Genomic DNA, 24,742 nt, shown 5'->3' on the forward strand with positions numbered 1-24,742 from the left:
TGTATGCCAACGTTTTCTGAGCGTCATGTAGTGTTCTGGGTCAGTTGCATCATCATTTTCGGCGGTTTGCTGCTGGTGCTGCCGTTGCGCTTGTTGCCCAGTCTGTTGGCCGGGTTGTTGGTATTCGAGCTGGTCAACATGCTCACCCCACAACTGCAACGGCTGATCGAAGGGCGTCGCGCGCGTTGGCTGGCGGTGGCGTTGCTGGGCACGCTGGTGGTCAGTGTGCTGGCGCTGATCTTTGCCGGGGCGATCAGTTTCCTCCTGCACGAGGCGGAAAATCCTGGGGCTTCTCTCGACAAATTCATGGGCGTGGTCGATCGCGCGCGCGGTCAGTTGCCGCCGTTCATCGACGCCTATCTGCCGGCCAGCGCTGGTGAGTTTCGTGTAGCAATCGGCGAATGGCTGAGCAAGCATCTCTCCGAGTTGCAACTGGTCGGCAAGGACGCGGCGCACATGTTCGTGACGCTGCTGATCGGCATGGTGCTCGGTGCGATCATCGCCCTGCAGCGCGTGCCGGACGTGACCAAGCGCAAACCGCTGGCGGCGGCGCTGTTCGACCGTCTGCACCTGCTGGTTCAAGCGTTTCGCAATATCGTTTTCGCGCAAATCAAGATTGCCCTGCTCAACACCTTCTTCACCGGAATCTTCCTCGCGGTGATCCTGCCGATGTTCGGGGTCAAGCTGCCGTTGACCAAAACCCTGATCGTCCTGACCTTCCTGCTCGGTCTGCTGCCGGTGATCGGTAATCTGATTTCCAACACGCTGATCACTATCGTCGGGCTTTCGCTATCGATCTGGGTGGCCGTTGCGGCGTTGGGCTATCTGATTGTTATCCACAAGCTCGAATACTTCCTCAACGCGCGCATTGTCGGCGGGCAGATCAGTGCCAAGTCGTGGGAGTTGCTGCTGGCGATGCTGGTGTTCGAGGCCGCGTTCGGCCTGCCGGGGGTGGTGGCGGGGCCGATTTATTACGCGTATCTGAAGAGTGAGTTGAAGCTGGGCGGGATGGTGTAGCTTCCCTGTCTGTCAAGAGAACTATTGTGGCGAGGGAGCTTGCTCCCGCTGGGGCGCGAAGCGGCCCTCGCTTTTCAACTCAAGAGCAAGGGCCTGCTGCGCAGGCCAGCGGGAGCAAGCTCCCTCGCCACAGGATTGGTGATCAGTTCATTGCGCCATAGCGTTTCATCGCCTCGATCGCCAGGCCGCTGCCGATGCTGCCGAAGATATTACCTTCAACATGCCGCGCATTCGGCAGCATCGCCGAGACGCTGTTACGCAGCGCCGGAATCCCGCTCGAACCGCCGGTGAAGAACACCGTATCGACCTGTTCCACCGCGACACCGGCATCGTTCAACAACTGCGTGACGCTGCCGCGCACCCGCTCCAGCAGTGCATCGATTGCCGATTCAAACAGCGCTCGACTCAGTTCCACGCTCAACCCGGGCTCGATGCGATCCAGCGGCACATGACGGCTGTCAGCGTGGGTCAGTTGAATCTTGGTTTCTTCGACTTCCATCGCCAGCCAATGCCCGGCGCGTTGTTCGATCAACTTGAACAGGCGATCGATGCCGCCAGTGTCCTCGATGTCGTAGCGCATGCTGCCCAGCGCCAGGCTGGATTTCTGCGAGTACACCGAGTTGATGGTGTGCCAGGTCGCCAGGTTCATGTGGTGGCTGGTCGGCATGTAGGCGCCGCTCTTCATGCGGCTGCCGTAGCCGAACAGTGGCATCAAGCCTTGCAGGCTCAGTTGCTTGTCGAAGTCGGTCCCGCCGATGTGCACACCGCCGGTGGCGAGGATGTCATCGTGACGGTTGTCGTGCATGCGACGCTCGGGCGACAGGCGCACCAGCGAGAAGTCGGACGTACCACCGCCGATGTCGACGATCAGTACCAGTTCTTCCTTTTCGATGGTCGACTCATAGTCGAAGGCCGCCGCAATCGGTTCGTATTGGAACGAGACTTCCTTGAAACCGATTTTCTTCGCCACATCGACCAAGGTGTCTTCGGCTTCCTGGTCAGCCAGCGGATCGTCGTCGACGAAGAACACCGGGCGACCGAGCACCACTTGCTCGAATTCCCGACCGGCGGCGGTTTCGGCGCGGCTCTTCAACTGGCCGATGAACAGGCCGAGCAAGTCCTTGAACGGCATCGCCGTGCCGAGCACGCTGGTGTCGTGCTTGATCAGCTTGGAACCGAGCAGGCTCTTGAGCGAGCGCATCAGGCGGCCTTCGTAGCCTTCCAGGTACTCGTGCAGCGCCAGGCGACCGTACACCGGACGGCGTTCCTCGATGTTGAAAAAGACCACCGACGGCAGGGTGATCTTGTCGTCTTCCAGCGCGATCATCGTTTCCACGCCGGGGCGCAGCCAGCCGACGGTGGAGTTGGACGTGCCGAAGTCGATGCCGCAGGCACGGGCTGGAGAGGCGTCTTTCATGTCTTTCGGTTCCGGTCAAAAAAACGGCCGCGCAGTGTATGTCAGTGCGCGCCAGATTCGAAGGCCGGTCATCAGCTATTTCGCGACTAGACTGGGTTGAAAGCGCGGACTTTGCCCCAAACTTGCTGGCATGGGCCGGCAGAACTACCGGCGGTCGCAAGAACCGCCGTCCACTGCCGATAAACTTCTGCTGCGCCACCCGGTCACAACCTTGAGATCGGTCAACCTGGCGTGCGCACATTGGCGCATGCTGGCATCGGCGCGAAATCGATAACGGATGGTGATTCCTTCAATGGACTTCAAAGACTATTACAAGATACTCGGCGTGGAGCCGACGGCTGACGACAAGGCGATCAAGGCGGCCTATCGCAAGCTGGCGCGCAAATACCACCCCGATGTCAGCAAGGAAAAAGACGCCGAGGCCAAGTTCAAGGATGCCTCGGAGGCCTATGAAGCGCTGAAGAGCGCCGACAAACGCGCCGAATACGACGAACTGCGCCGCTACGGCCAGCACGGTCAGCCATTCCAGGGTCCACCGGGCTGGCAGAGCCGTGGCGGTTTTGGCGGCGGCGGTGGTGACACCGGCGACTTCTCGGACTTTTTCAGTTCGATCTTCGGCAATCGCGGCCCCGGTTTCGGCGGCGGCGAAGGTCGGCAACAACGCAGTGCAGGGCGCCGAGGGCAAGACGTGGAAATGGAACTGCCAATCTTCCTCGAAGAGACGCTGTCGAACGAGTCGAAGAAAGTCACCTTCCAGGTGCCGCAATACAACGCCAATGGCCAGCACGTCAGCAACACCAGCAAGAGCCTGAACGTGAAAATCCCGGCGGGCGTCACTGACGGCGAGCGCATCCGCCTCAAAGGCCAGGGCGCGCCGGGCGTTGGTGGCGGGGCGAATGGCGATCTGTACCTGACCATTCGTTTTGCGCCGCACCCGAAATTCGACGTTGAGGGCGAGAACCTGATCATCACGCTGCCGCTGGCACCGTGGGAGCTGGCGCTGGGCGCTGAAGTCGCCGTACCGACCCTGACCGGCAAGATCAATCTCAAGGTCCCGGCCGGCAGCCAGAATGGCCAGCGCATGCGCGCCAAGGGTCATGGTCTGAAAAACAAGGCAGGCGAGCGCGGTTACCTGTTCGTGCAACTCAAAGCCGTGATGCCAAAAGCGTCCGACGATGAGGTCAAGGCGCTGTGGCAGGAACTGGCAAAGAAAGCCGCGTTCAATCCGCGAGAGAACTTCTGAACCCGACGACGGAGTAGCCCATCATGAGCAGCCCCCTGATCGTTCAACTGGACATGGCAGAATTCTGTGAGGCAGCCGATTTATCGGACGTCTACGTGATCGAAATCGTCGAACACGGCATCCTCGAACCTCAGGGCAAGCAGCCCCGGGAATGGCGTTTCACCGATTACGAACTGGCCCTGGCCAAACGCGCCGCCAAGCTGCGGCGCGATCTGGATCTGGAGTGGGAAGGCGTCGCCCTGGCGCTGGATTTGCTGGAAGAGGTGCGTGAGTTACGCGCTGAAAACCGCATGTTGCGCCAGCGATTGGGGCGGCTGGTGGTTGAGTAGTCCGTCTGGTGTTTTCCGGTTGTCTGGTCCGGCCTCTTCGCGAGCAGGCTCGCTCCCACATTTGATCTGAATGCACAGGCCCTATGTGGGAGCGAGCCTGCTCGCGATGAACGATGACGCGGTATAGCAGACAGAAATGCAAAAAGGCCCCGAAGGGCCTTTTTTGTTGTCAGAACAAAAAGTACCGCTGTGCCATCGGCAACACCTCTGCCGGCTCACACCACAGCAACACGCCATCGGCTTTCACCTGATAGGTCTGCGGATCGACATCGATATTCGGCAGGTAATCGTTGTGGATCAGGTCGGTTTTCTGCACCTCGCGGCAACCTTTGACCACGGCGATTTTCTTCTTCAGCCCCAGTGCTTCCGGCAGGCCCGCTTCCTGCGCCGCCTGGCTGATGAAGGTCAGGCTGGTGGCATGCAGCGAGCCACCGTAGCTGGCGAACATCGGGCGGTAATGCACCGGCTGCGGCGTTGGAATCGAGGCATTGGCATCCCCCATCAGGCTCGCGGCAATGGCGCCGCCCTTGAGAATCAACGTCGGTTTGACGCCGAAAAACGCCGGGCGCCACAACACCAGATCGGCCCATTTTCCTACTTCGATCGAACCGACTTCGTGGCTGATGCCGTGGGTGATTGCCGGGTTGATCGTGTATTTGGCGATGTAGCGTTTGGCGCGGAAGTTGTCGTTGCCTTCGCCGTCCTGCGGCAGCGGGCCGCGCTGTTTTTTCATCTTGTCGGCGGTCTGCCAGGTGCGCGTGATGACTTCGCCGACGCGGCCCATGGCCTGGCTGTCGGAGCTGATCATCGAGAACGCGCCGAGGTCGTGAAGGATGTCTTCGGCGGCAATCGTTTCGCGACGGATGCGGCTTTCGGCGAACGCGACGTCTTCGGCGATGCTCGGGTCGAGGTGATGGCAGACCATCAGCATGTCGAGGTGTTCGTCGATGGTGTTGCGGGTGAACGGCCGGGTCGGGTTGGTCGAACTCGGCAAAACGTTGGGGAAACCACAGGCCTTGATGATGTCCGGCGCATGACCGCCGCCAGCGCCTTCGGTGTGATAGGTGTGGATGGTGCGGCCCTTGAACGCGCCGAGGGTGGTCTCGACAAAGCCCGATTCGTTGAGAGTGTCGGTGTGGATCGCCACCTGCACGTCGTACTGGTCGGCGACACTCAGGCAGTTGTCGATGCTCGCCGGGGTGGTGCCCCAGTCTTCGTGGAGCTTGAGGCCAATGGCGCCGGCCTTGACCTGCTCGATCAACGGCTCCGGCAGGCTGGCATTGCCCTTGCCGGTGAGGCCGATGTTCATCGGGAAGGCATCGGCGGCCTGGAGCATGCGCGCCAGATGCCACGGGCCGGACGTGCACGTCGTCGCGTTGGTGCCGGTGGCAGGCCCGGTGCCGCCGCCGATCATGGTGGTGACGCCGCTCATCAGCGCTTCTTCGATCTGCTGCGGGCAGATGAAGTGGATGTGTGTGTCGATGCCGCCGGCAGTGAGGATCATGCCTTCACCGGCGATCACTTCGGTGCTGGCGCCGATGGCGATGGTCACGCCGGGTTGCACGTCCGGATTACCGGCCTTGCCGATGGCGGCGATGCGCCCGTCCTTGAGACCGACGTCGGCTTTGACGATGCCCCAGTGGTCGATGATCAGTGCGTTGGTGATCAGTGTGTCGACGACTTCGGCGGCCAGTAACTGGCTCTGGCCCTGACCGTCGCGGATCACTTTACCGCCGCCGAATTTCACTTCTTCGCCGTAGGTGGTGAAGTCTTGTTCGACCTCGATCCACAGTTCGGTGTCGGCCAGGCGCACCTTGTCGCCGACGGTAGGGCCGAACATGTCGGCGTAGGCCTGTCTTGAGATTTTCATGTGCTTGCCTTGGGATTCAATTGGATTTGAGACCGCTCGCATAGCTCGCTTTCGCGAGCAGGCTCGCTCCTACAGGGGATTGAGGTCTTATGTAGGAGTGAGCCTGCTCGCGATGGCTTTCTTGCAGTCACCCGATGACTTAGAGATCACCCATCACTCGCCCGGCAAAGCCGAACACCCGTCGGTGCCCGGCGTAATCAACCAGTTCAACCTCGCGGCTCTGTCCCGGTTCAAAGCGCACCGCCGTGCCCGCCGGAATGTTCAGGCGCATGCCGCGACTGGCTGCGCGATCAAAGGTCAGTGCGTCGTTGGTTTCGAAAAAGTGATAGTGCGACCCCACCTGAATCGGCCGGTCGCCGCTGTTGGCGACTTTCAGGCTGACGGTGCGGCGGCCGACGTTGAGCTCGATGTCGCCGGGCTGGATCTGGTACTCGCCAGGAATCATCACTGGGCTCCTTGCAGAATCTTGTAATAGAGGGCGGTCGGTCGATACGTGCCAGTTGGATCGCAGGCGTAGTCGGGGATTTCACCGGCGCGGGTGTAACCCAGGGCCTTGTAGAAATCTTCGGCAGGCGAGCCTGCTTCGGTGTCGAGGTAGAGCATGCCGCGCTTGTGTTTGGGGGCCTCCTGCTCCAGCGCCTGCATCAGTTGCTGACCGAGACCGCGACGCCGGGCGTGTTCGCGCACCAGCAGTTTTTGCACCTCGGCGCGATTGAGGCCGTTGGACTTCTGGCACAGGCCCAGTTGCACACTGGCCAGTACCTGTTCGTCCTTGACCACCACCCAGAGCAACACGCTGCCCTTGTTCACTTGCTGTTGCACGTCATCGAAATAGGCACGGGCCTGAGCGGCATCGAGGTCGGCCATGAAGCCGACGCTGGCGCCATATCCCACTGCGTCGAGCAGCAGGTCGATCAGGCCCTGACGATAGTGCGCAAAACTTTCGGCGTTGACGCGGCGCAATTGGGCGGCGTTCATCGGTGTCACTCCTTGTTGGCGTCAGGCGGCTCCGCGCCAGGGTTGAGGGTCAGTTGCATGAAGGTCAGGTCAAGCCAGCGGCCGAATTTGGTGCCGACTTGCGGCATCTGCCCGGTGATGACGAATTCGGCGCGTTCATGCAGCCGAATCGAGGCGGCATTGCCGCTTTCGATGGCGGCGACCATGACGTGTTTGCCGCCAGTCTTCGCCCGTTCGATCAGTGCTGTCATCAGTTGCGGGCCGAGGCCATTGCCGCGCTGATCGCTACGGACGTAGACCGAATGCTCGACGGTGTGGCGGAAGCCGTCGAATGGCCGCCAGTCACCGTAGGAAGCGTAGCCGAGCACGCTGTTGTCGCTGTCGACGATCACCAGGATCGGATAGGCCTGCGACTGGCGGGCACTGAACCACGCCTGACGATTGCCGAGGTCGACGGCAGACTCGTTCCAGATCGCCGTGGTATTGAGCACGGCATCGTTGTAGATGTCGCGGATCGCCGGCAGGTCGGCGTGGACGGCATCGCGAATGGAGTAAGTCATGGCGCGGCCTCAGACGATCGGTTGGTGGACGGTGACCAGTTTGGTGCCGTCGGGGAACGTCGCTTCGACCTGGATCTCCGGGATCATTTCCGGGATGCCTTCCATCACTTGCTCGCGACTCAGCAGGGTGGTGCCGAAGTGCATCAGCTCGGCCACGGTCTGGCCGTCACGGGCGCCTTCAAGCAGCGCGGCGGAGATATAGGCCATGGCTTCCGGGTAGTTGAGCTTCACGCCACGGGCCAGGCGCCGTTCGGCGACGAGGCCGGCGGTGAAGATCAGCAGTTTGTCTTTTTCGCGTGGGGTCAGGTCCATTGTGGATTTCCATCAGGGCAGATTGAAAAGAGTCGGGACTGTTGACACAGATCCCTGTGGGAGCGAGCCTGCTCGCGAATACGGACTCATATTCAGCGAATTTGTTGGCTGACATGACGCTTTCGCGAGCAGGCTCGCTCCCACATTGGAATGCATTTCAGGTGTTCCAGATTCGTGGTGGCTGAGCCTCGCGGCCGAGCAGGGCCGGGCGCAGCAGGCGCCACAGGTCGATCAACCAGGCGCGGGCCAACAGCGCTTCACTGGCCAGGCAGCGGGCGACCAGCAACCCCGGCAACTGGGTCAGATCCCCGCGCACTTCGTGATTCAGCGAGCGGCAGCGCTCCAGCAGTTCAGCATCAATTTCACCAGTCACCAGCAGCGTCGCAAACACCGGATAACCATCCAGACCAATCGGCGAGTCAAGCAAACCGTCGTTCCCGACAATGCGCTGGCGTTCATGCCAGAGCAATCGACAGTCGCGGCGAATATCCAGATGCGTCTGGAAATGCCCGAGGTCGAACCGTTCGCCACTGGCCGGGCGACCCAGCGCCACGACGTCCCAGTAGAACAGCCGGGCGTCACCTTCCAGATCAATCGAGGTGCTCAGTTCGGCCTGGGCGGCGCTGTAGACGATGGTCTCTTGCGGCAGCCATTCCAGTGTCGCGCCGGCAGCGATGCGCAAGTCGAGTTTCTGATAAGCAGGCCCTGCGGCGCGATACCACTTGGCTGCGCCGGGGCCGGTGATCTGCGCCCAAGCGTCCTGCTCTACACGCGCGCTGATGTCCAGTCGGTCGCCGCCGGCAATCCCGCCCGGTGGGTGGACGATGATGTGTTGGCAGACTTCGGGGCCTTCGGCGTACAGATGCTTCTGCACCCGCAGCGGGCCGCGGTGCCGGCGCATGACCGGGCGCGTGCAATCACCGAAACGGGCGTAGGCCAGTTCCAGCTCGGCGTGCCAGCTCGGGGTAAACAGGGCAGGTGAAACAGTCGAATTCATGGTTTGTAATTATCGTTAGGAAGCTACAGATTAGTTCGTTGTACTAGATCGTTACCAGCCCGCGCACACCTTCGGCCTCCATATTTTCACCGCGCCCCTGCTGCACGATCTCGCCCCGGGACATCACCAGGTACTGATCAGCGAGTTCCGCTGCGAAATCGTAGAACTGCTCGACCAACAGAATCGCCATGTCGCCGCGTGCGGCGAGCTGCTTGATCACCGCGCCGATCTCCTTGATCACCGAGGGTTGAATGCCTTCGGTAGGCTCATCGAGGATCAGCAAGCGCGGACGGCTGGCCAGTGCGCGGCCAATCGCCAGTTGCTGTTGTTGACCTCCGGACAGATCGCCGCCACGGCGCTGCTTCATTTGTAGCAGTACCGGGAACAGTTCGTAGATGAAACTTGGCACCTCTTTCGCTTCGCTACCGGGAAAGCGTGACAAACCCATCAGCAGATTTTCTTCCACGGTCAGCCGACCGAAAATCTCCCGGCCCTGCGGCACGTAAGCGATCCCGGCGTGCACGCGCTGATGCGGCTTGAACGTGGTGATCGGTTTGCCTTCCCAATTCACCGCACCTTCCTTGGCCGGCAACAGCCCCATCAGGCATTTGAGCAGGGTGGTCTTGCCGACGCCGTTACGGCCGAGCAGGCAAGTGACTTCGCCGACCTTCACCTCAAAGCTGAGGCCGCGCAGGATGTGGCTACCGCCGTAATACTGATGCAGCTTGTCGACTTGCAGCATGTCCAAATTCCTTCTGTTACACACAGAACCCTGTGGGAGCTGGCTTGCCAGCGATTGCGGAGGATCAGTCGGCATCAATGCTGGATGTGCCGGCCTCATCGCTGGCAAGCCAGCTCCCACAGTTTTGATAAGTTTTGCAGTTCAGCGGCCGAGATAGACCTCGATCACCCGCTCGTTTTCCTGCACCTGTTCCAGCGAACCTTCGGCCAGCACGCTGCCTTGGTGCAGCACGGTGACGTGGTCGGCAATCGAGCCGACAAAACCCATGTCATGTTCCACCACCATCAGCGAATGTTTGCCGGCCAGGCTTTTGAACAGTTCAGCAGTGAACTCGGTTTCGGCGTCAGTCATGCCGGCCACCGGTTCGTCGAGCAGCAATAGTTGCGGGTCCTGCATCAGCAACATGCCGATCTCCAGAAACTGCTTTTGACCGTGGGACAACAGGCCCGCCGCACGATTGACCGACGTTGTCAGGCGAATCGTCTCCAACACTTCGCTGATACGGTCTCGCTGCTCGCCGCTCAGGCGCGCACGCAAACTGGCCCAGACCGATTTGTCGGTCTTCTGCGCCAGTTCGAGATTTTCAAACACGCTCAGGGCTTCGAACACGGTGGGTTTCTGGAACTTGCGACCGATACCGGCCTGGGCGATCTGCACTTCGCTCATCTGCGTCAGGTCCAGCGTTTCGCCGAACCAGGCCTTGCCGTGACTCGGACGAGTCTTGCCGGTGATCACGTCCATCAACGTGGTTTTGCCTGCGCCGTTGGGGCCGATGATGCAGCGCAGTTCGCCGACGCCGATGTACAGATTGAGGTTGTTCAAGGCGCGGAAGCCGTCGAAGCTGACGCTGATGTCCTCCAGGGTCAGGATCGTGCCGTGGCGGGTGTCGAGCCCCGGACCGGCGCTTTGGCCGAGACCAATGGAGTCGCGACTGGTGCCGGCATCCTTGTTCGGTTCGACGGGGAAGAAGGCTGGCTCCAGCATGAATTCAGCGCTCGCTGTGACTCTCATTGCTCACCTCGTTTCTTCAGCAGGCCAATCACGCCTTTGGGCAGGTACAGCGTCACGACAATGAACAGCGCGCCAAGGAGAAACAGCCAGTATTCCGGGAAAGCCACGGTGAACCAGCTCTTCATGCCGTTGACCACACCGGCGCCGAGCAACGGCCCGATCAAGGTGCCGCGACCGCCGAGGGCCACCCACACAGCGGCTTCGATGGAGTTGGTCGGTGACATTTCACTCGGGTTGATGATCCCGACCTGTGGCACGTACAGCGCTCCGGCCAAACCGCACAGCACCGCGCTCAAGACCCAGACGAACAGCTTGAAGCCGCGTGGATCGTAGCCGCAGAACATCAAGCGGTTTTCCGCATCGCGCAGGGCCGTCAGCACTCGTCCGAACTTGCTCCGCGCCAGACGCCAGCCGATGAACAGGCTGGCTACCAATAGCAACACGGTCGCCAGAAACAACACCGCGCGGGTGCCCGGTTCGGTGATGCCGAAACCAAGGATCGTGCGGAAATTGGTGAAGCCATTGTTGCCGCCAAACCCGGTCTCGTTGCGGAAAAACAGCAGCATCCCGGCGAAGGTCAAAGCCTGGGTCATGATCGAGAAATACACGCCTTTGATCCGCGAACGGAAGGCGAAGAAACCGAACACCAGCGCGAGCAACCCCGGCGCCAACACCACCAGACACATGGCCCAGACGAAGCTGCTGGTGCCGGTCCAGTACCACGGCAATTCGCTCCACGACAGGAAGGTCATGAACGCCGGCAAGCCGTCACCGGCGGCCTGACGCATCAGGTACATGCCCATCGCATACCCGCCGAGCGCGAAGAACAAGCCGTGGCCGAGGGACAGCAGACCGGCGTATCCCCAAACCAGATCCAGCGCGAGGGCGACGATGGCGTAGCAGAGGATTTTGCCGACCAGCGTCAAGGTGTAGGCCGAGACATGTAGGGCACTTTCTGCCGGTAATAACGACAGCAACGGCAGGGCAATCAGCAGGGCGAGAATCACCCCACCCACGGCCATCGTGACTTTCGGTCCGGCCTTTTGCGTGGTCGTGACTAACAGGGGCTGGTTCATCAGTCGATCACCCGTCCTTTCAGTGCGAAGAGGCCTTGCGGACGTTTCTGGATAAACAGAATGATCAGCGCGAGGATCAGGATCTTGCCGAGCACCGCACCGATCTGCGGTTCGAGAATCTTGTTGGCGATACCGAGGCCGAACGCAGCGAGCACGCTGCCGGCCAGTTGACCTACGCCGCCGAGCACCACCACCAGGAACGAGTCGATGATGTAGCTCTGACCGAGGTCCGGGCCGACGTTGCCGATCTGACTCAGCGCCACGCCACCGAGGCCGGCGATGCCTGAGCCGAGGCCGAACGCGAGCATGTCGACGCGCCCGGTGGGTACGCCGCAGCAGGCGGCCATGTTGCGGTTCTGGGTGACCGCGCGAACGTTAAGGCCGAGGCGAGTCTTGTTCAGCAGCAGCCAGGTCAGCACCACCACAAACAAGGCGAAAGCGATGATGACGATGCGGTTGTACGGCAGCACCAGGTTCGGCAAAACCTGAATCCCGCCGGACAGCCACGCCGGGTTCGCCACTTCGACGTTCTGCGCGCCGAACAACAAACGGACAAGCTGAATCAGCATCAGGCTGATGCCCCAGGTGGCGAGCAGGGTTTCCAGTGGGCGGCCGTAGAGATGACGAATCACCGTGCGCTCCAGCGCCATGCCGATTACCGCAGTGACGAAAAACGCTACCGGCAACGCGATCAGCGGATAGAACTCGATGGCCTGCGGCGCATAGCGCTGGAACATCAACTGCACAACGTAGGTCGAGTAGGCGCCGAGCATCAGCATCTCGCCGTGGGCCATGTTGATCACGCCGAGCAAGCCGAAGGTGATCGCCAGACCGAGCGCCGCGAGCAGCAGAATCGAACCGAGCGACATGCCGCTGAAGGCTTGGCCGAGGATCTCGCCGATCAGCAGTTTGCGTTTGACTTGGGCGAGGCTGGTTTCGGCGGCGGTGCGCACATTGGCATCGGTTTCGACGCCGGGTTCGAGCAAACCTTCGAGGCGCGTACGTGCCAGTGGATCGCCGGTTTCGCCAAGCAGACGCACGGCGGCGAGGCGCACCGATGGGTCGCTGTCGACCAGTTGCAGATTGGCCAGAGCGAGGCTCAGGGCGGCGTGTACGCTTTGATCTTTTTCGCCAGCCAGTTGCTGGTCGAGGAATTTCAGCTGCGCGGGTTTCGCGCTTTTCTGCAATTGTTGCGCAGCGCTCAGACGGATTTTGGCGTCGGCGGCGAGCAATTGGTGGCTGGCCATGGCGGTGTCGATCAGACCCCGCAGGCGGTTGTTCAGACGCAGGGTTTTGGGTTGGCCGTCGACGGTCAATTCGCCTTGTTGCAGGGCATTGATCAGTTCGATGCGCGCCGGATCGGGCTGCGCGGCCCAGGCTTCGAGCAGTTTTGCCTGCTGCACGGGATTGGCCGCGACGAAGTCTTCGGCATCCCCGGCGTGGGCGAGTATCGGCAACAACAGTGCAATGGCGAGAAGCAAACGGTAGATGGCAGTGGGCATATGTAGGGCCTTGCGCGGACTTTATGTGAAGGCTGGTTTTTGTGGCGAGGGAGCTTGCTCCCGCTCGGCTGCGTAGCAGTCGTTAAACCATTGCACGTGGTGTACCTGATACACCGCAGTCAGCGGTTTTTGGGGTTGCTTCGCAACCCAGCGGGAGCAAGCTCCCTCGCCACAGAAAACCATCTCTACAGGGAGTTTTTTCGGGCCTGAACAAATGTCAGGCCCAATGCCTCAGTTGCTCTTCACCGCATAATCCGGCTTCTTGTCGTTGCCATCGATAAACGGGCTCCACGGCTGCGCACGGATCGGTCCTTCGGTCTGCCACACCACGTTGAACTGACCATCGGCCTGGATCTCGCCGATCATCACCGGTTTGTGCAGGTGGTGATTGGTCTTGTCCATGGTCAGCGTGTAGCCCGACGGTGCGGCAAAGGTCTGGCCGGCGAGGGCTTCGCGGACTTTATCGACGTCGGTGGATTTGGCTTTCTCCACCGCTTGCGCCCACATGTGGATGCCGACATACGTGGCTTCCATCGGGTCATTGGTCACTGCTTTGTCAGCGCCCGGCAGGTTGTGTTTCTTCGCGTAGGCTTTCCAGTCAGCGACGAATTTCTTGTTCTGCGGGTTCTCCACCGACTCGAAGTAGTTCCACGCCGCGAGGTTGCCCACCAGCGGTTTGGTGTCGATGCCGCGCAGTTCTTCTTCACCCACCGAGAACGCCACGACTGGAACGTCAGTGGCTTTCAGGCCCTGGTTGGCCAGCTCTTTATAGAACGGCACGTTGGAGTCGCCGTTGACGGTGGAAATAACGGCTGTCTTGCCGCCAGCCGAAAATTTCTTGATGTTGGCGACGATGGTTTGATAGTCGCTATGGCCGAACGGGGTGTAGACCTCTTCGATATCCTTGTCGGCCACGCCTTTGGAATGCAGGAAGGAGCGCAGAATCTTGTTGGTGGTGCGCGGGTAGACGTAGTCGGTGCCGAGCAGGAAGTAGCGCTTGGCGCTGCCGCCTTCTTCGCTCATCAGGTATTCAACCGCCGGGATCGCTTGCTGGTTCGGCGCGGCGCCGGTGTAGAAGACGTTCGGCGACATCTCTTCGCCTTCGTACTGCACCGGGTAGAACAGCAGACCGTTGAGCTCTTCGAACACCGGCAACACCGATTTACGCGACACCGACGTCCAGCAGCCGAACACCACGGCGACCTTGTCCTGGGTCAACAACTGCCGGCCCTTTTCCGCGAACAGCGGCCAGTTCGACGCCGGGTCGACTACCACCGGTTCGAGCATCTTGCCGTTGACGCCACCCTTGGCGTTGATCTCGTCGATGGTCATCAGCGCCATGTCTTTGAGCGACGTTTCAGAGATCGCCATGGTGCCGGACAACGAATGCAGGATACCGACCTTGATGGTCTCGGCGGCCTGGACAGTCCAGGTCATGCCCATCGCGGCAATGGATGCCGTGAGTGTGAAAGCCTTGATCAAACTGCGACGCTTCATTGTGCGATCTCCATGAACGTTAAAGTTTTTTATGGTTGGCAGATGCGGACGACTGAAGCTGTGTTTTGCAAGGGCTGTGCCCGGTCGGGGATGGGCAGGAAAACGTCGGTTTAGAGCGGTTGTGCGCGGTCGCGATGCACCATGAAGGAACGCTCGTGGAGCGTTGGTGCAGGTGGCCGCGCCAGATTGGGGCGCGATTTTACGCTCACTACAAATCAAATGTGGGAGCGAGCCTGCTCGCGAATAGATCGTGTCAGTCAACATCACTGGTGAATGACACACCGTATTCGCGAGCAGGCTCGCTCCCACATTTTTGATCTGTGTTGGTTCAGCGGCGGCGCATCAGGCCGATGAAAAACAGACCACCGATGGCGGCGGTGGCGACGCCGATAGGCAGGTCTTCGGGGGCGATCATCGTGCGGGCGGCGACGTCGACCCAGATCAGAAACACACTGCCCAGCAACACGCACGCCGGCAGCAATCGCCGATGCTCGGCCCCCACCAGACGCCGCGCGATGTGCGGCACCATCAGCCCGACAAAACCGATCGAGCCGCTGATCGATACCAGCACACCGGTCATCAGCGAGGCGATGACAAAGACCCGCAAGCGCACCGAGCGAGCATTCAGACCGAGGGTGACGGCGGTCTGTTCGCCGGCCATCAACGCGTTCAACGGGCGGGCCATGCCCAGCAGCAAGAGCAACCCGAGCAGCACGCTCGCTGCCGGCACCGCGAGCAATTCCCAGCGTGCCAGACCGAGGCCGCCGAGCATCCAGAACATCACCGCTGAACTGGCGCGATGGTCGCCCATGAACAACAGCAGATTGGCGATCGCCATCATCACGAACGACACCGCCACACCGCACAACAACAGGCGGTCACTGTCGAGCCGGCCATGCCGACTGGCAATCGCCAGCACCACCAGCATGCTCAGCAGGGCGCCGATGAATGCAGCGATCGGCAAGGTCAGCAGGCCGATGATTTCGCCGACATGCAGCACCACGATCACCGCGCCCAATGTCGCCCCTGACGTAACGCCAAGCAGATGAGGATCGGCCAGAGGATTGCGCGTCACCGCTTGCAACACCGCGCCGATCAGCGCCAGTCCGGCGCCCACCAGCGCGCCAAGCAACATGCGCGGCACGCGGATCAGCCAGACGATGTGTTCCTGCCCGGCGCTCCAGTCGACCTCGCCGATGCCAAAAGCCTTGTGCAGCAAAATCCGCCACACCACGTCCACCGGCACCCGCGCAGGGCCGAAGCCGAGCGACACCACGCACGACACCAGCAACACGGCGCCGAGGGCGATCAGCAACAGGGCGTAGCGACGGTTGATCATTCGCCGTGGAAACCTTTGGCCAGGGTTTCCACCGCCAGTACGTTGTCGATCCCCGGTGTGGCTTGCACATACTGAATGACGATGAAGCGCTGGTTCTTGATCGCGTCCACCGATTGCAGGGCTTTGTTCTTCAGCAGAAATTCAATTTTCTGTTCGGCAGTGATTTCGCTGTAGTCGACGATGACGATGACCTGCGGATTATGCTCGACCACGGTCTCCCAGTTGACCCGCGTCCAGCTCGCGTCGACGTCGTCGAGAATATTGCGCCCACCCGCCGCGTCGATCAGCGCCTGCGGCATGCCGAGGCGGCCCGAGGTCATGGCGCGGTCTTCGCCGCTGTCGTAGAGGAAAACCCGCGGCTTTTCGGCGGGCAGGTCTTTGCGCACGTCGGCGACTTGCGCCTGCATCTGGGCGATCAGCGCATTGGCGCGGTCCTGCACGTCGAAGATTTTGCCGAGGTTGCGCAGATCGTTGTAGGTATCGTCCAGCGTCGCCGCCGGGCGCTTCATCACGAACGCGCAGGACTCGGTCAACTCATAGACGTTGATGCCCAGCGGTTGCAGGGTTTGCGGAGTGAGATCGCCGCCGACGCGCATGCCGTAATCCCAACCGGCGAAGAAGAAGTCGACGTTGGCATTGAGCAGGGTTTCCACCGACGGATATTTCGCTGCCAGCTCCGGCAGACCGTCGAGCAGCGATTGCATTTCGGGTGTCACCGACTTCCAGCCACTGACGCCGCTGTAACCGGCCATTCGCGACTTGAGGCCGAGGGCGAGCATCATCTGGGTCATGTTGATGTCGTGGCTGACTGCGTGCTTCGGCGCTTCCTTGAAGGTCACTTCGCGGTTGCAGCTTTGAATGGTCAGCGGGTACTTCGTGGCCTCGGCCAATGCCTGAGCACTGCACAACAAAAGAGCGACGCAAAGCAGGGAACGCACAGTCATGGTCGGGTTATCCAGGTGATTCGCGGGTAGCCGTGAATGGGGTGGGAGTCGATCAATGCTTCGACGCCGAAAACGTCGCGCAGCAGTTCGCTGGTGAGGACTTCCTGAGGTGTGCCGCTGGCGACGATACGACCGTGGTTTATCACATAAAGTCGGTCGCAGAAGGCGGCTGCGAGGTTCAGGTCGTGAATGCTGGCCAGCGTGCCGATCTGCAGGCGTTTGACCAGTTGCAGGAGTTCGAGCTGATAGCGCGGGTCGAGGTGGTTGGTCGGCTCGTCGAGGATCAGCAGTTGCGGTTGCTGGGTCAGGGCGCGGGCAAGAATCACACGCTGTTTTTCGCCGCCGGAAAGGGTCGCGAAGGCGTGGTCTTCGAAGCCTTCTAGGCCTACCGATTTGAGCGCCTGGGTGGCGATGTTGCGGTCCTCGAGGGTTTCGCCATCGAACAGACCTTTGTGCGGCGTGCGGCCCATGGCGACGACTTCTTCGACGGTCAGGCCAAAGGCATCGGGGAACTCCTGCAAGACCACGGCGATGCGTTGCGCACACCAACGCGATGACTGTTTCCACACGTTGTAGTGATCGAGACTGACCTCACCATGCTCGGGCTGGCTGAAGCGGTAGGCGCAGCGCAACAGGCTGGTCTTGCCGCTGCCGTTGGGACCGATCAGCCCGACGAATTCACCGGCAGCCACATGCAAGGAAGCGTCACGCAGCTGGAACTGGTGATGGCAGTGGCTGTGGCCCAAGGGCGTCCAGGCGAGGTTGGCGAGGGTCAGTGAGGTCATTACTTTCCTGAGTTCAGTAAACCATTTGTGGCGAGGGGATTTATCCCCGATCAGCGTCGAAGCCGTCGTAAATCGATGAATACGGTCTTCTGATAAACCGTGATTACAGGTTTGGGACCGCTGCGCGGTCCATCGGGGATAAATCCCCTCGCCACAAGAGTGTTTCCGCTTTTAAAAGGTGTAATCAGCGGTGACGAAGAACGATCTCGGCTCGCCGAGTATCCACTGCTGGCCCTCATTGTATTGGCTTTGTGCGTACTGGCGGTCAAACAGATTGTTCACCTGCAAGCCCAGCGTGGTGTTGCGCAGGGCTTTCCACGACAGGGTTGCATCGACCACGGTGTAACTCGGCAGCTCATTGCGGTTGGCCATGTCGGCGTAACGCGCATCGACATAACGCACACCCGCGCCGGCCTTCAAGTCATCGCTGATGTTTTTGTTCAGCCACAGATTCGCGGTCCGACGCGGAACATCCACCGGGCGGTTGCCGTTGTACGACAGGGTCTGACCGTTCACTACCTCGAAGAAATCGTCGTACCTGGCTTTGACAATCGCCGCGTTGGCTTGCAGTTGCCAGGCGTGTGGCAGTCGCAGATCGAGGCTGGCTTCCAGGCCGTTGGACGACTGCTGGCCGACCTGCTGCTTGAGCGTCGGGTTGCCCGGATCGTCCGTCAGCAGTTTCTTTTTGACGATGCGATAGGCCGCCAGCGTGAACTCGCCGCGCTGATCCCAGAACAATTGTTTGAGGCCGATCTCTGTCTGCCGGGCCGTCGACAAATCGTACTGCTGCTGATTCGGACTCAGGGAAATCAAGCCACCGATGCCATCGGTGCTGGTCGCCATCTGGCCGTAGAACGACGTCTGTGGCGTCAGCGCGAATACCAGACCGGCCTTCCAGTTATTCCCGGTCAGGGTCTTGTCGCTCTGGCGGCCATCGGTCAGGTCATTGCGGTCCACGTGCATGTAATCACGGCGCACGCCGGTTACCAACGACCAGCGTTCACTGAGTTGCGTGCGGTTTTCGGCAAACACCGACATCTGTTTGGTGGTGCTGTCGAACTGGTCGCGGTACGGATTGCTGCTCTCGAAATAACCCTGTTGCGGCTGATGCAGATCCAGCGGTTGGCCATTCGGCAACACGTCGTTGAACGGTGAATTGCTGTCGAGCTGGAAACGAATGCGGTTGTAATCGACACCGGTCACGGTCTGGCTGTCGAGGCCGAACAGAGAGTGCTTGAAGGTGAATGTCTGGCGATCGCCGACCTGCTCCTGTTTGTGGCCGATGCCGAAGTAACCGCTGCGGCTCAGCTGTTGCGTGTCGGCATTGAAGTTGTAGTTCTCGGCGTTCTGCCAACGGCGCTGGGCCTTGAGGTAGTACAGCTCATTGCTGGCGCTGACCGAATCGTTGATCTGCCAATCGCTGGTCAGGCGTGTCCACTGATCGTTGTAGTGCTGCTTGTCGTCGCGCACGTTGTAGTTCTTGTTGCGCAGACTGTCCTTGAGTTGGCCATTGATCAGCGGTGTACCGAAGTAATTCTGCGGACGCTGGTCGCCATAGTCATGGGCGAGGGTGAAGGCCAGATCATCAGTGGCCTGCCAGCGCAGCGCGGCACTGATGAAGTCGCTGGAGGAATCGCCGCGATCAATCCAGCCGTTGCTGCGCAGGCGATTGAGGTTGAGGCGATAGCTCAGGGTATCGGTCAGCGAGCCACCGCTGTCGAAGGCCTGCTGTTGACGGTCGTATGAGCCGTAACCGACGCGCACATGGTTTTCGATCTCACCTGCGAACGGCTTCTTCGGGATCACGTTGACCACTGCGCCGGTCGCGCCTTCGCCGTACAGCACCGAGGCCGGGCCGCGCAGCACATCGACGCGCTCCACTGACCAGGTGTCGACCGGGAAGGTGACCGTGCCCATGCCGGTGTACATCCGGTTGCCGTCATACAACTGCATCACCGAGCTCTGTCCGGTAAACCCCCGTGCCTGCAACGATGTGCCGCCATCGCCCGGCGTACCGGTGCGGCTGATGCCGGTGCTGCGCGATACGGCGTCCTGCACGCTTTGATCGCCACGGGCACGGACTTGCTCGCCGCTCAGGCTTTCGACGCTGGCCGGGGTTTCCATGGCTGTCAGGTTCAGGCGCGACCCGGCGCTGGTCGGCGTCGTCAGGCTGACGGTTTCCTCGTCAACGGCCGGCGCAGTGATGTTGCCGGTGGGCAGGGTCAGCGATTGGCTATCGGCATTGGCGCTGTTCATCACGAACAGGCAGAGGCTGGACAAGAGGTACTTGTTCATCGGGGCGGTGAATCACTTCTGCAAAAGAAAGCCCGCAGCTTTTGGCCGCGGGCAGAAGGGCAAATAAGAGTTATACAGTAACACTAAAAAATGCCGAATTATAAGCCTCGGTATTCTATAGCGCTGTCTAAAACACGCATCTCGCCTGATTCATGATGAAGGTGAGGCGGATTCAGCTTGTCGGCCAAAACGCGACAGCAGCAGCCGATCCAGCAACCACACCACCACCAGCGAGGCCCCCACCAGCGGGAAAATCACCGCCAGTGCCAGCATGATCACCACGCCGGTTTTCCACTTCGGCAAATCATGCCGCAGCGGTGGCACGCCGAATTTGCCCTGTGGCCGGCGCTTCCACCAGATCACCATGCCGCTGACGGCGCTGAGCAGAATCATCAGGCAGATCAGCAGCACGACGATCTGGTTGAAGGTGCCGAACATCTTGCCTTCATGCAGCATCACGCCGATTTCCGTGGCGCGGGCCACCGTGCCGTACTGCTCGAAACGCACGTCGGCGAGGACTTTGCCGGTGTACTGATCAATATGCAGGGTCGCGTCATTGCGCGGATCATCGGCAAACACAGCGATGGTGAAGACACCGGTGGCGGTGGTCGGCAGAGTGATGCTGTAACCCGGCTCGACCTTGCGCTGCGTGGCGATGTTCTGCACATCTTGCAGGCTGATGGCGGGTGCGGCGGGACCGTGTTGCATGCCGCTGTGGGCCATGTGTTCGGCGTGGTCGCCGGACATTGGCATCGGCGTGTTCTCCATCGCCCACGGCACGGTCTGGCGGGTCGCGCTGTTGAGGCTGCGGGCTTCAATGTCGGAGGTCGGCACGTTGTCCCACATCGCTGCCGGGAACACGTTCCACACCTGGGCGTATTGCTTGCCCCAGAATCCGGTCCAGGTCATGCCACTGAGCAGCATCACCAGCAGCAACGTCGCGCCCCAGAATCCAGTGACGGCGTGCAGATCCCGCCATAGCACACGGCCGCGACTGTTCAGGCGTGGCCAGAGAATTCCTGCGGCCTGGCCGCGTGGCCACCAGAGGAACAGACCCGATACGACCAGCACCACGCCCCAGCCAGCGGCCATTTCGATCAATCGGTCACCGACGGTGCCGATCATCAATTCGCCATGGATGGCGCGGGCGATGGCTTGCAGATTCTGCTTGGCATCCTGCTCGCCGAGGATGTCGCCGTGGTACGGATCGACGAACACGTTGAGTTCGCGACCGGCGTTGGTTACGACAAATTGCGCGCTGCGTTCGGCGTTCGCTGGCGGCAGATATTGCTTCACCTGGCCTTGTGGATAAGCGCTTTTCACCCGTTGCAACAAGTCATCGGCCGGAACGGTGTGATGGCCGGCCGGGACGTTGAGCAGGCTGCTGTACATCAGCGAATCGAGTTGTGGTTTGAACAGGTAAATGATGCCGGTCAGGGCCAGCATCACCATGAACGGGGCGACGAAGAGACCGGCGTAAAAATGCCAACGCCAGGCCAGGTTGTAGAAATTCGGTTTGGGCTGTTTCATCACGTTTGCTCCGCTTGGCTTGGATCTTCTAGTTGTTCACTCAGGTTGCTACACCGCATTCCCTGTGGGAGCGAGCCCGCTCGCGAAGGGGACGGCACATCCAACATTGATGTCGTCTGGCACGGCGCTTTCGCGAGCAGGCTCGCTCCCACATGGGTGGGTGTTAGAAACTCATGTCGACCTTGGTCCAGAGCGTGCGCCCCGGTTCATTGATCGCTTGCGGGTCATTGGCCGGGTAGCCGAAACCGGCGTTGCCCGCCAGGTTCAGGTGTTCGGCGTAAGCCTTGCCGAACAGGTTGTCGACGCCGCTGCTGACCTTCCAGTTCTTGTTGATCCGATAGGCACCGTTGAACGAGAACACGCCGAAGCCCGAACTCTTGTCGTAGTCCTTGCCGACCACGTTGCCCTTGTTCTGGTCGATACGGTTTTGCGCGGCAACCACCCTCCACAGTGCACCGGCGCTCCAGTTGTCTTCGCTGTAAGTCAGACCGAAACGCGCATCCAGCGGCGGCATCTGCGGCAGTGCCTTGCCGTCGCTGCTGTTCTTGCCCCAGGCGTAGGCCAGGGTCGCATCGGCTTTCCAGTTGTCGGTGAGGTTGTAAGCGGCACCGAGTTCACCGCCCATGATCCGCGCGTCGATGTTTTCCGCGCGCGAAGTGCTCATGCCCATCATCGTCGGCGTGTAGTCGAACAGGATGTAGTCACGCACCACGCCGATGTAACCCGAAGCCCAGGCTTCGAGATCGGCGCTCTTGTAGTTCACGCCGAAGTCGAGCTGAGTGGTCTTTTCCGGTTTGATCGAATCGAAGGCGTTGACCGAACCCGCCGGGCCGGATTTCGGCGAGAACAGCTCCCAGTAATCCGGAAAACGTTGCGCGTGACCGAGCCCGGCGTAGAGCGTGGTCGGGCTGTCGGCCAGGTCGTGCTCGTAACGCACGAAGCCGCTTGGCAGGGTGTCGGCGCGGGTTTCATCGGCGGTTGGATTCGGTCGGGACATCATTCCGGAACCGCTGGTCTGCCGATAATCCTTGGCCGAAGCGCGATCAACCCGTGCGCCAGTGATCAGGCGATCACGGTCGGCGGCGTACCAGGTCATTTCGCTGAACACGCCGTAGTTATGGAAGTCGGCGTCCTTGGTGTAGGGCTGATCCTTGTAGGTATCGATGCCCATGCCGCTGCGCTGGCGGTGTTCGTTGGTCTGCGCGTCGAGGCCGGTGATCAACTGGATATCAGCCCAGCGCCAGGTGGCTTTGATCCGTGCGCCGAGGGTGCGGCGGTCGACGTTCGATGCCATCGGCCCGGCCATCATGCCGGTGCCGGATGGCTTGCGCAGGGTGTAGTTGTCCATCACATGGTCGGCGTAGTTGTAGTAGACCTGCGCTTCGAGTTTCTCCAATACGTCGGTGATGTTGGATTTCTCCAGGCGCAGACCGAGGCTTTCGCGCAGGAACTGCGAGCCGTCCATACCCCGTCCGGCATAGCGGGCCTCGCCGTCACCCTTGCCGGCGGTCAGTTCGATCAGGGTGTCGGCGTCCGGCGTCCAGCCGAGCGCGACGTCGCCATTCCACTTGTCATAACGCGAGCCGACGATGTCGTTGTTGCCGTCGCGATAGTCGTCGGAATGCGCGGTGTTGCCGATCACCCGCACGTAACCCAATGGCCCACCGGCAGCGGCGTCGACGACTTTGTCGAAGCGTCCGTGGGAGCCGGCCAGAATGCTCGCGTTCACTCGGGTGCCGAGTTCGCCGAAGCTCTCCGGTTCACGGTCAAACAGCACGGTACCCGCCGATGCGCCGGGGCCGTAGAGCACGGTTTGCGGGCCTTTGATCACCGTGAGTTTGTCGTAGGTTTCCGGCGAGATGTACGAGGTCGGCGCGTCCATCCGGCCCGGGCAGGCGCCGAGCATCACGCCGCCGTTGGTGAGGATGTTCAGGCGTGAACCGAACATGCCGCGCAGCACCGGATCGCCGTTGGTGCCGCCATTGCGCACCAGCGCAAAGCCCGGAATGGTTTTCAGGTAATCACCGCCATCGCTGGCCGGCACCGGTTGGCGCGGATCCTTGGGGTTGGTGACGATGGTCAGTGGCGAGCTCGGCGCAATGGCGGTAATCACCGTCGGGCTCATCTCTTCAGCGTGGCCGGCATGCTCATCGGCCAGCACCAGCGGGGAAAGCAATACGCCGCAAAGGACGGCGATGGCGTGCGAGAAACGAATCCGCGATTCGTTCATGGCAAAGGACGCCTGGGCAGCGCCCGAGCGTGGAACAGCAGAAAGCCTGGACATGACAATTTCCATCAAACAGTCGTAAACGACACGGCCGGCAGCCTGAAGCTGTCTTCTCAACCGTGTGCAATCAGTGGTGGGTGATTACGCTGCGATGGGCGGGGCGCGGGTGCGGGCGCCGGGGAAGAAGGTTTGCCGGGCATGCCCCAGGCGCGGGGAGGGCGGGGTGAACGTGTTGACGTGGGCGATGCTGAACGTGGCGAAGGTGCCGCCGCCGGTCAGCGCCGGGCAGTTGAACAGCAGGCTGCAATAGCCGCACTTTTCCCACAGCACATGGTGTGAGGATTGCGGCGGGCAGTGTTCAGCGACGGTTTTTGCACCGTGCCCGGAGTGATCCATGCCGGGCATGTCCATCGACATGTCCATGCTCATTGGCATCGACGTCGAGGCGTGCTGATCCATCGGCATCGACTGAGAAATCAGTGGGCCGATGAAGATCATCAACATGGCGAACAGGGCAATCCAGCTGCCGCGGGTCAGGTGTTCAGTCTGACGGCGTTGCCGGGTTGGCCTGGCGCTCAGCGGGCGCATGGGCGAAGTCTGCCGAAAGGCTTACTGAGCGTGCGCGTGAGCCTGCGAGGTTTGTGGCGGCTTCTTCTGCACGGCGACTTCGACGGTGACGTTACCGGCCTTTTCGAAATGCATGGTCAGCGGGAAGCGCTTGCCGTCGGTCAGCAGACTGCGGTCGGTCGGATTCATCAGCATCACGTGGTACGCCATCGGCGCAAAGGTCACGTTGCCGCCGGCCGGAATCTCGACGCTGGGCACCTGCTGCATTTTCATCAGGTCGCCCTGCATCACATGCTCGTGCAATTCCGCCAGGGGGGCGATTGGCGAATCGACGCTGAGCAAGCGATCGGCGGTTTTGCCGACGTTGTGGATGACGAAATAAGCGGCAACGGTTGGCGCGTTGGGCGGCAGTTCCTGCGACCACGGGTGAGCGATTTCCAGCTCGCCGGCCTTGTATTCATGAGCATTGGCGAAGCACGCAGGCACCAGCAGCGCGGCGATGACGATAAGTTTGTTCAACATGGC

The 24,742-nt window shown here is 60.9% G+C and carries 23 protein-coding genes; 3 read left to right on the forward strand and 20 right to left on the reverse strand.

The annotated features are described in order from the left end of the window. Positions 1 to 3 precede the first annotated feature (3 nt). Positions 4 to 1,017: an AI-2E family transporter gene (locus ACIOWE_RS12160; protein WP_201230346.1), complete on the forward strand. Its 1,014-nt coding sequence runs from the start codon at positions 4 to 6 to the stop codon at positions 1,015 to 1,017. A gap of 142 nt (positions 1,018 to 1,159) precedes the next feature. Here the strand turns inward: ACIOWE_RS12160 and ACIOWE_RS12165 are convergent, their stop codons facing one another. After that, on the reverse strand, positions 1,160 to 2,434 hold the full coding sequence (locus ACIOWE_RS12165) for an Hsp70 family protein (protein ID WP_401391370.1): 1,275 nt from the start codon (positions 2,432 to 2,434) through the stop codon (positions 1,160 to 1,162). A gap of 292 nt (positions 2,435 to 2,726) precedes the next feature. On the opposite strand from ACIOWE_RS12165, the gene ACIOWE_RS12170 reads away from it, so the two are divergent. Both ACIOWE_RS12170 and ACIOWE_RS12175 read left to right on the forward strand, forming a co-directional pair. Continuing rightward, on the forward strand, positions 2,727 to 3,677 hold the full coding sequence (locus ACIOWE_RS12170) for a DnaJ C-terminal domain-containing protein (RefSeq protein WP_038360467.1): 951 nt from the start codon (positions 2,727 to 2,729) through the stop codon (positions 3,675 to 3,677). A gap of 23 nt (positions 3,678 to 3,700) precedes the next feature. Continuing rightward, complete coding sequence (locus tag ACIOWE_RS12175) at positions 3,701 to 4,006, forward strand: chaperone modulator CbpM (RefSeq protein ID WP_401391374.1); 306 nt, start codon at positions 3,701 to 3,703, stop codon at positions 4,004 to 4,006. 169 nt (positions 4,007 to 4,175) lie between these two features. On the opposite strand, the gene ureC is transcribed toward ACIOWE_RS12175, so the two are convergent. From ureC to ACIOWE_RS12270, 19 genes are all read right to left on the reverse strand, one after another. Further along, positions 4,176 to 5,876, reverse strand: a complete 1,701-nt coding sequence (gene ureC / locus ACIOWE_RS12180; protein ID WP_401391377.1) for an urease subunit alpha — start codon at positions 5,874 to 5,876, stop codon at positions 4,176 to 4,178. A 139-nt stretch (positions 5,877 to 6,015) separates the two neighbouring features. Then, positions 6,016 to 6,321 carry an urease subunit beta gene (locus ACIOWE_RS12185; RefSeq protein WP_007915947.1) on the reverse strand — a complete coding sequence of 102 codons (306 nt, stop codon included), beginning with the start codon at positions 6,319 to 6,321 and terminating at the stop codon, positions 6,016 to 6,018. Next, entirely contained in the window at positions 6,321 to 6,854 is a 534-nt protein-coding gene (locus ACIOWE_RS12190; RefSeq protein ID WP_201235718.1) for a GNAT family N-acetyltransferase, read from the reverse strand. Before ACIOWE_RS12190 ends, ACIOWE_RS12185 begins: the two co-directional genes overlap by 1 nt. Before the next feature lie 5 nt (positions 6,855 to 6,859). Further along, entirely contained in the window at positions 6,860 to 7,393 is a 534-nt protein-coding gene (locus tag ACIOWE_RS12195; protein ID WP_401391381.1) for a GNAT family N-acetyltransferase, read from the reverse strand. Between the two features lie 9 nt (positions 7,394 to 7,402). After that, positions 7,403 to 7,705 carry an urease subunit gamma gene (gene ureA / locus ACIOWE_RS12200; protein ID WP_007915951.1) on the reverse strand — a complete coding sequence of 101 codons (303 nt, stop codon included), beginning with the start codon at positions 7,703 to 7,705 and terminating at the stop codon, positions 7,403 to 7,405. 157 nt (positions 7,706 to 7,862) lie between these two features. After that, on the reverse strand, positions 7,863 to 8,702 hold the full coding sequence (locus ACIOWE_RS12205; RefSeq protein ID WP_401391384.1) for an urease accessory protein UreD: 840 nt from the start codon (positions 8,700 to 8,702) through the stop codon (positions 7,863 to 7,865). A gap of 43 nt (positions 8,703 to 8,745) precedes the next feature. Continuing rightward, a complete protein-coding gene (urtE, locus tag ACIOWE_RS12210; RefSeq protein WP_401391386.1) occupies positions 8,746 to 9,444 on the reverse strand; it encodes an urea ABC transporter ATP-binding subunit UrtE in 699 nt (232 codons plus the stop codon). 141 nt (positions 9,445 to 9,585) lie between these two features. Further along, the gene (gene urtD, locus ACIOWE_RS12215; protein ID WP_401391389.1) at positions 9,586 to 10,455 is read right to left on the reverse strand and encodes an urea ABC transporter ATP-binding protein UrtD; all 870 of its coding nucleotides are present in this window, start codon (positions 10,453 to 10,455) and stop codon (positions 9,586 to 9,588) included. Continuing rightward, positions 10,452 to 11,531, reverse strand: a complete 1,080-nt coding sequence (urtC, locus tag ACIOWE_RS12220; RefSeq protein WP_401391391.1) for an urea ABC transporter permease subunit UrtC — start codon at positions 11,529 to 11,531, stop codon at positions 10,452 to 10,454. Before urtC ends, urtD begins: the two co-directional genes overlap by 4 nt. Continuing rightward, entirely contained in the window at positions 11,531 to 13,033 is a 1,503-nt protein-coding gene (gene urtB / locus ACIOWE_RS12225) for an urea ABC transporter permease subunit UrtB (RefSeq protein ID WP_401391394.1), read from the reverse strand. Before urtB ends, urtC begins: the two co-directional genes overlap by 1 nt. A 231-nt stretch (positions 13,034 to 13,264) precedes the next feature. Then, positions 13,265 to 14,530: an urea ABC transporter substrate-binding protein gene (urtA, locus tag ACIOWE_RS12230; RefSeq protein WP_201230385.1), complete on the reverse strand. Its 1,266-nt coding sequence runs from the start codon at positions 14,528 to 14,530 to the stop codon at positions 13,265 to 13,267. Between the two features lie 328 nt (positions 14,531 to 14,858). Further along, positions 14,859 to 15,869 (reverse strand): iron ABC transporter permease, encoded by a 1,011-nt coding sequence (locus ACIOWE_RS12235; RefSeq protein ID WP_201235711.1) that lies wholly within the window; start codon positions 15,867 to 15,869, stop codon positions 14,859 to 14,861. Beyond that, on the reverse strand, positions 15,866 to 16,813 hold the full coding sequence (locus tag ACIOWE_RS12240; RefSeq protein ID WP_401391399.1) for an ABC transporter substrate-binding protein: 948 nt from the start codon (positions 16,811 to 16,813) through the stop codon (positions 15,866 to 15,868). The genes ACIOWE_RS12235 and ACIOWE_RS12240 overlap by 4 nt, the downstream gene beginning before the upstream one ends. Then, positions 16,810 to 17,598, reverse strand: a complete 789-nt coding sequence (locus ACIOWE_RS12245; RefSeq protein ID WP_401391401.1) for an ABC transporter ATP-binding protein — start codon at positions 17,596 to 17,598, stop codon at positions 16,810 to 16,812. Before ACIOWE_RS12245 ends, ACIOWE_RS12240 begins: the two co-directional genes overlap by 4 nt. Positions 17,599 to 17,769: 171 nt before the next feature. Next, complete coding sequence (locus ACIOWE_RS12250; protein WP_401391404.1) at positions 17,770 to 19,893, reverse strand: TonB-dependent receptor; 2,124 nt, start codon at positions 19,891 to 19,893, stop codon at positions 17,770 to 17,772. 150 nt (positions 19,894 to 20,043) lie between these two features. Beyond that, positions 20,044 to 21,423 (reverse strand): PepSY-associated TM helix domain-containing protein, encoded by a 1,380-nt coding sequence (locus ACIOWE_RS12255; protein ID WP_401391407.1) that lies wholly within the window; start codon positions 21,421 to 21,423, stop codon positions 20,044 to 20,046. Positions 21,424 to 21,586: 163 nt separating this feature from the next. Next, positions 21,587 to 23,707 carry a TonB-dependent copper receptor gene (locus tag ACIOWE_RS12260; RefSeq protein ID WP_401391410.1) on the reverse strand — a complete coding sequence of 707 codons (2,121 nt, stop codon included), beginning with the start codon at positions 23,705 to 23,707 and terminating at the stop codon, positions 21,587 to 21,589. Positions 23,708 to 23,791: 84 nt separating this feature from the next. Next, positions 23,792 to 24,238 (reverse strand): DUF2946 domain-containing protein, encoded by a 447-nt coding sequence (locus ACIOWE_RS12265; RefSeq protein WP_401391413.1) that lies wholly within the window; start codon positions 24,236 to 24,238, stop codon positions 23,792 to 23,794. 21 nt (positions 24,239 to 24,259) lie between these two features. After that, positions 24,260 to 24,739 (reverse strand): copper chaperone PCu(A)C, encoded by a 480-nt coding sequence (locus ACIOWE_RS12270; protein ID WP_401391416.1) that lies wholly within the window; start codon positions 24,737 to 24,739, stop codon positions 24,260 to 24,262. Positions 24,740 to 24,742: the final 3 nt, after the last annotated feature.

The organism is Pseudomonas sp. NPDC087598 (assembly GCF_044743525.1).
Taxonomy (GTDB): Bacteria; Pseudomonadota; Gammaproteobacteria; order Pseudomonadales; family Pseudomonadaceae; genus Aquipseudomonas.